This is a genomic window from Halomonas sp. YLB-10, assembly GCF_003856855.1.
Lineage (GTDB): Bacteria > Pseudomonadota > Gammaproteobacteria > Pseudomonadales > Halomonadaceae > Halomonas > Halomonas litopenaei.
This window is the reverse complement of the sequence record NZ_RRCU01000015.1, coordinates 1-8,794: the sequence shown is the minus strand read 5'-3', so window position 1 is coordinate 8,794 and position 8,794 is coordinate 1. Positions and strand designations below refer to the sequence as shown.

The following is an 8,794-nucleotide window of genomic DNA, read 5'->3' as shown; positions in this document are numbered from 1 at the left end:
CCGGCAATTAAAAACGGAATTCTAAGGGTGGAGTATATAGAGATAAGTGAAGAAGAGGCCAAGGATGAAGGCAATGGGAGGCAAGGAAAACTTTTCTAATGAGAGGTGCTGCCACAATCAATGAGATGCCATTGTAAAAGTAGATGCCTACTATCTTACTTATTTTTATTAAATAATAGTAGTGGCCAGGTGTGTAGCCTGGCCACTTTGTTTTATAAAAATTCTTATGCCTGTATCTTTCGTATCTTCCGCGGTCGCCCTCCTTTGGCGCCATTGGCTTGGGCCGCGTTGCGTTTGGCTGGGCTACGGCTTTGCCCTCCTATGGCGCCTAATTGGCGCGCCATCCATTGCTTAGATCCAAACTGCCCTTCCAAGAGGGCGGGCACGTAGAGGTCAGCATCGAGCTGAGGCCAGTGCAGGCCAAGCCCGGAGGGGGACACCTCGATCTCGGCCAAGGCATCCGGTGTGGCATTGGCGAGGCCTTCCACGAGATGCGGAGGGATCGCGAGCTCGAGCCCTGAGTGCAGACTTACGATCACTCGGCTGGTGCGGCGGTCGTAGCGTGCGGCCACAGCATGGGCATGGTCGCGCTCGGCGGCCATGCGGGCCTCTGCCTGCTGGATGACATCATCAGTAATGGCCATGAATCTCCCTCCATTTGGCACATAACGCCAACAGTTCTTCTGACAGTGTCGACGCGATACGGTTGAGATCCTTCGAGTTGAATTGGTAACTCTCACGCAACTCGGGGGGACCACTCGGGCAGTGCAGGATGAAGACCGCTTCACCGCCCTTGCCGATGACGTGCACATGCGCCGGTCGATGGTCGTTGGGGTAGATGACGGCTCTCAGGCCATCGAAACGGAGAATGGTTGGCATGAGGGCAGTCTAGCATAAACCTAACCGCTTGGGTTTATGCTGGATTCGGCGTGGATCGGAGAGGGAGTACACTGTCTGGCTTCTAACTGAAACCCGGACAGTTTCTAAGGATGGGCTTTGCCGCCAGGACGGCGGTCTAAAATGCCGATGTTGCCCGGCTATTGGCGTCTCCACCACACCGATCCTTCTGATATGGGATTCTTGGGGGGGGGCAGTGAATCATTCTTGTAGAAATAATACGCGCAATATCAGCGATTTTAGCGCAAAAATCCTTGTTATTTAACATTTTGTTACCTTTGTATAGTGTCTGTACATTGATATTTCTCTTGGGGGCACTATACTTTTTCGTGAGGCCGGATAGGTTCTGGACAGGGAAAGTCCCGTAGGAAATATAGTCATTGGAGGACTGAAGCCTCATGGAGCAAAGGCTGGATGCCTTGTATTGATCGCAAGGATGGCGACGTAGAGATGCTCTAGGCCCGACCTGTATAGGTCGGGCCCTCTTCGTTTGTAGAGCCTGCTTTTGATCTTTCTACGAGCAGATCTTGTAAAGCACGCTAAGGCTGTTCGGCTTCCACCTGAGCCCGGATAGTTATCGGGACAACCGCCATGGCCCGCGCGACGTACAGAACGAGCAGAAACTGCAATATGCCGTATAAGCGCGACTAATTCTCGATTTTTTGGCTAGGCTTTTTGCTTATGGGCTTTCTGGCATGAGGGGGCCGCTAAGCCTTTCTCTACACTCTAGACATAGCTCGTCTTGTTGCAGATCCTTCGCTCGCTGCCGGCACCACGGCCCGTAGAAGAACATACCGCACAGAGATCGAGGGCGACGACCACGGCCATCTTGCATGGTGTACCAGTGGTAAAGCCCGGCCTGGCTCTGAGTATCAATGTACCAGTCAGCCTTTTTATTCCATTTCATAGTCCCACGCTCCTTGGTCACACTGTGACAGATGGCCTGATCGCCAGCCAACCAGCGCAGTTGAGGAGCCGGGATATAGGCCATTGACCACACATCCTTGTAGAGGAGAGTTGGTACGAAAACCAGCGTTTGGCTTGGATTGAACGTCGTGTCGCTATACCGTTTTTCTGTAATTTGTTTTTTTTCAGTACTTTACTGATTGGAATGATAAAGCTGAAGCTTCCGATCTCGCTTCCGCTTCACTTGTATGGCGCGAAACGATCTCCCGGGTTTCGACGTTAAACGTCCGCGTCAGCTTTACCACTACCCACCTGATCTGACGACGTTTAGGCGTCAGATAGCTTTCGACTTTGTACCTGTGCTCTTCTAGGGGCGGAGAGGGCGGTGTTTCGAGCATGTTCTAAATTTTTCCAATCAATTGCTTTAAAAGAAAATTAAATAATTTTTTTCCAAAACTGGGTTAATAGAATGACTACAGTGCTTTGGACTACGCGGTAGAGACGTGAGTGGCAGCGTAACGCATTCCCGCATAGCAGGTGTCGTGGTAATACTGTCTGTCTTTCAACTGAAACCCGGACAGTTGCCGCGACCAGGAGCGCTCCCACCCGTGCCCGACAGCCCCCGACCCCCTGCCCCGACAGACCCTCCAACCACTGAAACCCGGACAGTACGAGGTCGTTCTGCCAACGATGCGGTGCGTGGCCGTAAGCACCTGACCCGCGACGAGGTGCACAGATTGATCCGCGCCGCCCGTGACAACCGTCAGGGGCAGCGCGACGCGCTGATGCTGCGGTTGGCTTTTGAACACGGCTTGCGGGTCTCGGAGCTGGTGGGACTGCGTTGGTCGGCCGTCGACCTGGTGCACCATGAGCTGCGTGTCACCCGCGCTAAGGGCAGTCTCGACGGCACGCATCCCCTCCAGGGCGACACGGTGCGGGCGCTGAAGCGCTACCAGCGCGACAGTGGTCGGTCGGCGGGGTTGGTGTTCGTCAGCGAACGCGGGGCGCCGATCAGCCCTGACGGTTTCCGGCGCCTGCTGCACCGCCTCAGCGAGCGCGTGCTAGGCGTGAAGTGGCATCCCCATGCGCTGCGCCACGCCTGCGGCGTGCACCTGATCAACCAGGGCGTGGATCTGCGCACCGTGCAGCAGTACCTGGGGCACGCCAACATCCAGAACACGGTGGCCTACACCGCCCTCACCGGGCGGCCGTTCGAGCGGCTGAGCTTCTAGCGATCGGAGGTGTCGTTGGATTGGCGGTCGTGGTCGCGTAGGGACTGGACCAGCGAGCGCAGGCCGTGGGGATCTTCGTCCTTGGGCGGTGTTGTGGGTGTTGTCTCGGGAGGTGATGTCGCGGGTTGTGTAGCAGGAGGCGGCAATTGACGGAGCTCGGCGACTTCCTGGCGAAGGGCGACAAGCTCACTGTGCATGGCATGCAACGCCTGCAACATCGCCTGTTGCAGGCCTTCCTGTTGGTGGGTTGCAGGTGGTTGCACATCATCTGGCAGATGCTCGGGCTCGCCGTAGCATCTGATCAGCTCAGCCATTTCCAGAACGCGGGTCCCATCCCCTCGGAACCCACATGATAGGCGGCCTGCTTCAATATGGCGGTGTATCGTAGAACGATGTTTGCCGTACAGCTTGGCCGCCTTCGGGATAGTCAGTTGCATGGATGCCTAGTTGGTTGCAGATCTGCCGTTGCAGACATCCTAGCCTGACTTTCAGAGAGGCGTGAAAAATCACGCCTCAGCAACGTGTTTGCTTTTGCGCTCCTCGAGGATTCTCAGTGCGGCGTCTTCGTGAGATTCCCCCGGCCTAGCATGTGCTTCGATAACCGCCATAGGGATCCCGTAAATCGACCCTGAGGCGCTGGGAGCCCTTGACCCTGCCTTCCCCTTGGCATTGCCTCTGCGAGGCTTCTGGGTGGCTTTCTGGTCTTTCTCGCCGAAGGTGAATGCCAGGTGGGATACGCGGCGACCGGTCTTGCGCTGATCCCACTTTACCCATAGGGGGCTGTGCTCATTGATCTGTGCCACGGCGGGCTCTATCACGCGGCGCTTGAAATCCTTGAGTGCTGGGTATTTGTCGCCGAGCTGGAAAGAGTCACGTAGCCACTCGATCGCTACCTCTCTTTTACCTGCATCCCTCCATTGGCATAGCAGCTCATACAACCGTATAGCGTGGGAACTGGTCATCTTGGCCACATCGGACAGAGCGTAGCGAGTGAACCGCTCCGAGAGCTGCGTGAGGTACGGCAGCATGTCTTTAGTGAAGCGCAGTTCTATGTGTCCCTCTGACTCGATATAGGCGATGGATTGCACCCAGCCCGTGACTAGTGTTCTAGGCCGCTGCCCATCTCCGTTGGGAAATTCTCGCAGCCACACCTCTCGACGTTTCAAGCGAAGGGCGGCATCCGCTACTTCCTTGTAGGTGGAGTGGGAGTCAGTTCCCACCAGTGCGGCATAGTCGGCCACGCTGACGCGATACATCACTTCATCGGTAAGCGTCTTGTCCCTGCGCACCTGGGAGATGCAGCACAGCACGATGCGTTGTTCAGCGGGGGTTAGGCGGTAGGATGCCTCGACCAGAGCGTTGCTTTTATAGACTTGGGGCTGATTCATCCTTGGAGCTCCAACTCGAGGAGGGTGTTACGCCCTTCTGTTTTAGGGACATTATAATAGTGTCCCCTTTTACCCTGAATCCGTCCCCTCAACAACCCTGAATCCGTCCCCTTTTGACCCTGAATCCGTCCCCTTTTTACCCTGAATCCGTCCCCTTTTGATCCTAAAAACCCTTCCATTTCAGATCCTTACCACCCCTAAAAGGGGAAAAGTGAAAAGTACAGAAAAGAGCGCATGCGCGCTCGCCTACCCTCCGGGCTCGTTCCTCGCCCTCCGCCCCGCCTTCGGCGGCCTTAGTGGCCTACGGCCACAAAAGGCCTCGACAAGTCGAGAATCGGCGCGATCGAGGCGCTACGCGCCTGCGCGCCTCAGGCCTGGCCGCTAAAGGGCCAACCCTCACGACACACAGCACCAACCGTGCGGGAACAAGAGCGCCTACGGCGCGGTTCGGCAGAAAGGGATAGGGGGCAGGGTGACACTAATCCTGAATGGGCTGACGGCGAGAGGTTGAGGAGGAGCGCCTTTTGGCTTGGTGCTCATTACGCACGATCTGCACATAGGTGAAACCACACACTGCCGCCATGAGCACAGCGAAGGACAAAATCATCCAGCTGAAAGGGGTCATAAGGGGCTCCTTGGGGAAATCGCTATGGCCCTTATCCTAGCAGTCGGCGTCCAGGGTTGGGACAGACGAGAAAGCCCCTCCGAAGAGGGGCTGTGGAAGCGTCCGCGTGGACGCTGGGTGCTCCTCTGAGAGGAGCGGGGGATGCCCAAACGGGCATTGAAGGGTTAAAAAACCTCCTTGGTTACGTGAATCGCACGGCCGGTCCTGCGCGGTGCGATGATCGGTTAACGAATGCCAGGTGCCACCCTGGTAGAGCTCTCATCCGGCGTCCGTGGTGCCACCCACGGTGCCGGTTGTCATCGATGTTGCCGTTCTTGCCTGCTGCGAGGGAGGAGTGCCCCTCCCACACTCGCTGGCATCTTTCGTGTGCCCTGGTCGCCCAGGATCTCGCTGAGGGCTTCGGCCATATCGCCCGTCAGCTCGAACACTACTCAACGCCGCTCCCACCCCTAGCCTCACCGGTGCCACCCGGCTCCACGGCCGTAGGGTTTCCCACGTTAGTCACGCCCTACTGCGTACCTCATCGCCACTGTGCTCCGTCATCAGGATGTCTAGTGCTAAGCACCTCACCGGCACCGCCGGTTTTCCAAGGCCCAAGATTCCAAAACGGCTCAAGTACCCCCTGATCACTTCCTCGCACATGGCCAGCTCCCGAAGAGCATGGCTATGAAGCACTCCGAACAGCACCCTCGAGGGGCGCCGTTACCTGCTTGAGCTATTCGTCGACCCAGACGGCTTGCGCCTCCTGGTGCCACCAGACCGATCCTTTCGGCTGTCTGGCCCGCTGGGGTTTCCCCCGGCGCCGCGCCCACAGGTTCGGCATGCGTTCGACGGTCACCCGCCGCCCGCAGGTGGGACTCTCACCCACTTTCGATGCGTGACAGGGCTCTTCCGGTTACCCGGCTGCCCGTGTCCGTGTCGCCCAATCCTGGCGAGGGCCAGATTGGGTCGAACGAGGCATTTCAGCCTCGAGCGCCCGTTGCCTCGCAGCGAGCGGCATTACCCGCACTGCGCGACGGCGAGTTGGTCACGGTTGGCACCCGTGACCAGCAGCAAACAAGGGGATGGCAGCCCCTCGCTGAGGGACTGGCACATCCCGTGTTTGGCACTCGCCGATAGGTAGGGGCCGAGGTGACAGCAGTGGGGCGGCGCGCCCATGGAATCTTTTATATGCGTGCTCTCCGCTCGGTTAATCATGTTATTCAGGACCATGGTGTCACCGCCGGCCCTACCCCCTGGTAACAGCTCACCGGGAGGGAACATGGGATCGATACGTCACAAGAGCGCCGCGATGCAGCGCGTCCAGGATCTGGTCCGTCGCGGATACGTCCGCTGGACCGCGGGGATGGTGCCGAGGGAGAAGGTGGCCCGCCTGACGGCCAAATTCGATGCTCGATATGGCACAGGCGCTGATCGCAACGAACGGCGGCGTAGGCGCCGCCATGGGGCCGGCAACGGGTTCCTGGTGGTCTACTTGCCGGCGCGGCAGCCGTATGCGGTGTGGTGGTTGCTGGTTGATGACGAGCATCCGGCCCAGCACTACGAGGCGCTGCAAGATGCTCACGAAGCGCGCCTCACCATACCGAACCCGTACTGGTGCCCGGAGCTGTGGCGGGCTGACTACGAGCTGGTTCGGCTGGACAATCGCTGGACCTGGAGAATGCTCGAGGAACGCCGGGATGAGTGGCAGCGACGCATCCGCGAGGCTGTGCGATGTGGCGATCGCGATAGCCGGCAGCGCCAGGTGCGGCAGGCCGTCTACAGCCTGAGCAAGCTGCCCGGGTTCCGCGGCATTCGGCAGGACGCCCATGGTCTGATCCGGCTGCTGAAGAGCGATTGGCAGCGCGTGCGCTACAAGGGCGAGCCGCTACCGGCAACGCCCCGGCTGCCGCCCTACCTGCGTCGAGTCCGGCACCGCTGAGGGAGGGGGAATGCTGCACAGATGGGACTTGAAGGGCGTCGTGCAACGGTGGGGATGCTGCACCGTTGATTATGCGGCCCGCTGGCGACGTTTCCTGACCCGCCCCTGAAGGCGTTGCCAGTCATCAGCCTGAACCCAGCGCTCGGCCCAGGCCAGCAGCAGCTCGGCGCGTTGTGTATCGCTGTAGTCGTGAGGATACTGCGTGAGGTCGCTGGCGATAGCGAGGAGTTCGGCTTGGCCGTGTCGAGCCTGCCAATCGCGGCCTGGTTCCGTGTGGTTCAGCACGTCGGCGCTGCGCTTCAGATCCAGGGCGGTCGAAGAGGGATCGAAGGCTGCATCCAGCAGCACTCCCAACCACAGAGAAGCTTCCTCTGGTGCTATCACGCGTTTACGGCCCATCAGAACTCATCTTCGTTGATCAAATCGAACACACGCCGCTTGGCGTGTGTCAGGTCATTCTTCTCGAGCACGTACCACTCGTGCTGCGGTTTTGCGGCATCCAGCTCTCTTCCTACCGCGCCGCGGTCCCTTTCATAGCGATAACGTTGTCCCTGAGGGGACTCCCATTCGACCACGTTGCCGTGTTGGTAGACCTGGTTGAGGTCTTTGATCCGATCGAGAGCCATGCCTTTTGCCTCGTTGAGCGAGCAGAAGCTTCAGAGTGACATATAAGCGTGAATATGTCACGCTTATGGTGTCAAGATAGGCGAGTAATCTTGATTTTAGGGTTAGGGAGATCGTGATCTTACGGGGCTATTGAACTGGAAAAATGTGTTATACGCATAAAAAGTATAATGGTAGTCTATTTTCCAGTCGCTTGAATTTTATATGAAGGAGTTTGATTTGGAAACAAGGCCAAATAACTACGTGAGGGCTTTGATAGTTTTTTTAGGCGTTTCTATACTGGTTATGGCCTATTTAAGCTTTTTTCTTTATAAACCCGAGTATAAAATCACTTCGGGTATTATAACTCTTTTTTTAATTGTTGTGGTTCTCGTTCTGTCGGAGTCTTTTAATAGTCTCAGTCTTGGGAAGGTTTTGAAGCTTAGTCGAGAGGTGGAAAGAAAAGAGAAGGAAAACTCGGCGGCTAAAGCTGAGAATAAAGAACTTAGGCAAGAGCTTTTTAAGCTTGTTTCAAATGTTCAGCAGTCACAGGTTAATAATACTTTTAACACCCCGCCAGAAGCCTTTCTTAAGGCTCTAGGTGTTGTTAAGTCAGATTCTAATGACGATGAAGAATCTAGCTTTGAGGACAAGCCGGAACAAAATGAGTTGCAGAATGATTTTTCTGGTTCAGTATCAAAAGATCGTGAACAGGCTAGATATAGAAGTTATTTGCGTCGACATGCGGTCTCTGCTGGGTTGAATAAATTTGTGTCTAAGGTTCCTTTTGTTGAGTCTAATTTTGTAGAGCGTGTTGAATTTTCATCAGCCTTTCATGCAATTGATCCGATTATGGATAGGAGAGTTGTTTTTGATGGCTATATGAAGCAGGGTGAATCAGAAATATTTTTGTGTGCCCGCCACAAAGATGCTGGGGGGTTCATTTTTTTTGATCGGCTTTATATAATGCTTTCAAAGATAAATCTTTATAGGAAAGCTAAAAACTCTGATGCTGAGCTTCTTCTTTTGCTTGTGCAAACTGATTGGATAGAGAATGACAGGAAAAGCAATTACCATGATCGCTTGCTGGAGTATTTTCAGCCGGCAATTAAAAACGGAATTCTAAGGGTGGAGTATATAGAGATAAGTGAAGAAGAGGCCAAGGATGAAGGCAATGGGAGGCAAGGAAAACTTTTCTAATGAGAGGTGCTGCCACAATCAA

At 55.9% G+C, this 8,794-nt stretch carries 9 protein-coding genes; 4 read left to right on the top strand and 5 right to left on the bottom strand.

Annotation, left to right across the window (positions count from 1 at the left end):
- Window positions 1-224: 224 nt before the first annotated feature.
- Window positions 225-644, bottom strand: a complete 420-nt coding sequence (locus EBB56_RS21655) for a DUF2442 domain-containing protein (protein WP_124805322.1) — start codon at window positions 642-644, stop codon at window positions 225-227.
- The gene (locus EBB56_RS21650; RefSeq protein ID WP_124805321.1) at window positions 631-879 is read right to left on the bottom strand and encodes a DUF4160 domain-containing protein; all 249 of its coding nucleotides are present in this window, start codon (window positions 877-879) and stop codon (window positions 631-633) included. The genes EBB56_RS21655 and EBB56_RS21650 overlap by 14 nt, the downstream gene beginning before the upstream one ends.
- 1,532 nt (window positions 880-2,411) lie before the next feature.
- Between EBB56_RS21650 and EBB56_RS21645 the strand changes: the two genes are divergently transcribed.
- Window positions 2,412-3,035 carry a tyrosine-type recombinase/integrase gene (locus EBB56_RS21645; RefSeq protein ID WP_124805320.1) on the top strand — a complete coding sequence of 208 codons (624 nt, stop codon included), beginning with the start codon at window positions 2,412-2,414 and terminating at the stop codon, window positions 3,033-3,035.
- A 146-nt stretch (window positions 3,036-3,181) separates the two neighbouring features.
- The gene (locus EBB56_RS21640) at window positions 3,182-3,388 is read left to right on the top strand and encodes a hypothetical protein (RefSeq protein ID WP_124805319.1); all 207 of its coding nucleotides are present in this window, start codon (window positions 3,182-3,184) and stop codon (window positions 3,386-3,388) included.
- A 153-nt stretch (window positions 3,389-3,541) separates the two neighbouring features.
- Here EBB56_RS21640 and EBB56_RS21635 read toward each other — a convergent pair whose 3' ends face one another.
- Window positions 3,542-4,423, bottom strand: a complete 882-nt coding sequence (locus EBB56_RS21635; RefSeq protein WP_124805318.1) for a replication initiation protein — start codon at window positions 4,421-4,423, stop codon at window positions 3,542-3,544.
- Window positions 4,424-6,309: 1,886 nt separating this feature from the next.
- Between EBB56_RS21635 and EBB56_RS21630 the strand changes: the two genes are divergently transcribed.
- Entirely contained in the window at window positions 6,310-6,969 is a 660-nt protein-coding gene (locus tag EBB56_RS21630; RefSeq protein WP_124805317.1) for a hypothetical protein, read from the top strand.
- A 69-nt stretch (window positions 6,970-7,038) separates the two neighbouring features.
- Here the strand turns inward: EBB56_RS21630 and EBB56_RS21625 are convergent, their stop codons facing one another.
- A complete protein-coding gene (locus tag EBB56_RS21625; RefSeq protein WP_124805316.1) occupies window positions 7,039-7,368 on the bottom strand; it encodes a hypothetical protein in 330 nt (109 codons plus the stop codon).
- The gene (locus EBB56_RS21620; protein WP_124805315.1) at window positions 7,368-7,595 is read right to left on the bottom strand and encodes a hypothetical protein; all 228 of its coding nucleotides are present in this window, start codon (window positions 7,593-7,595) and stop codon (window positions 7,368-7,370) included. The genes EBB56_RS21625 and EBB56_RS21620 overlap by 1 nt, the downstream gene beginning before the upstream one ends.
- 202 nt (window positions 7,596-7,797) lie before the next feature.
- On the opposite strand from EBB56_RS21620, the gene EBB56_RS21615 reads away from it, so the two are divergent.
- Window positions 7,798-8,772 carry a hypothetical protein gene (locus EBB56_RS21615; protein WP_124805314.1) on the top strand — a complete coding sequence of 325 codons (975 nt, stop codon included), beginning with the start codon at window positions 7,798-7,800 and terminating at the stop codon, window positions 8,770-8,772.
- Window positions 8,773-8,794 lie beyond the last annotated feature (22 nt).

What these genes read in the sequence shown, in the direction of transcription:
- EBB56_RS21635 (WP_124805318.1), bottom strand. Translation starts at nt 4,423, where the DNA reads ATGAATCAGCCCCAAGTCTATAAAAGCAACGCTCTGGTCGAGGCATCC.
- EBB56_RS21655 (WP_124805322.1), bottom strand. Translation starts at nt 644, where the DNA reads ATGGCCATTACTGATGATGTCATCCAGCAGGCAGAGGCCCGCATGGCC.
- EBB56_RS21650 (WP_124805321.1), bottom strand. Translation starts at nt 879, where the DNA reads ATGCCAACCATTCTCCGTTTCGATGGCCTGAGAGCCGTCATCTACCCC.
- EBB56_RS21620 (WP_124805315.1), bottom strand. Translation starts at nt 7,595, where the DNA reads ATGGCTCTCGATCGGATCAAAGACCTCAACCAGGTCTACCAACACGGC.
- EBB56_RS21630 (WP_124805317.1), top strand. Translation starts at nt 6,310, where the DNA reads ATGGGATCGATACGTCACAAGAGCGCCGCGATGCAGCGCGTCCAGGAT.
- EBB56_RS21625 (WP_124805316.1), bottom strand. Translation starts at nt 7,368, where the DNA reads ATGGGCCGTAAACGCGTGATAGCACCAGAGGAAGCTTCTCTGTGGTTG.
- EBB56_RS21615 (WP_124805314.1), top strand. Translation starts at nt 7,798, where the DNA reads ATGAAGGAGTTTGATTTGGAAACAAGGCCAAATAACTACGTGAGGGCT.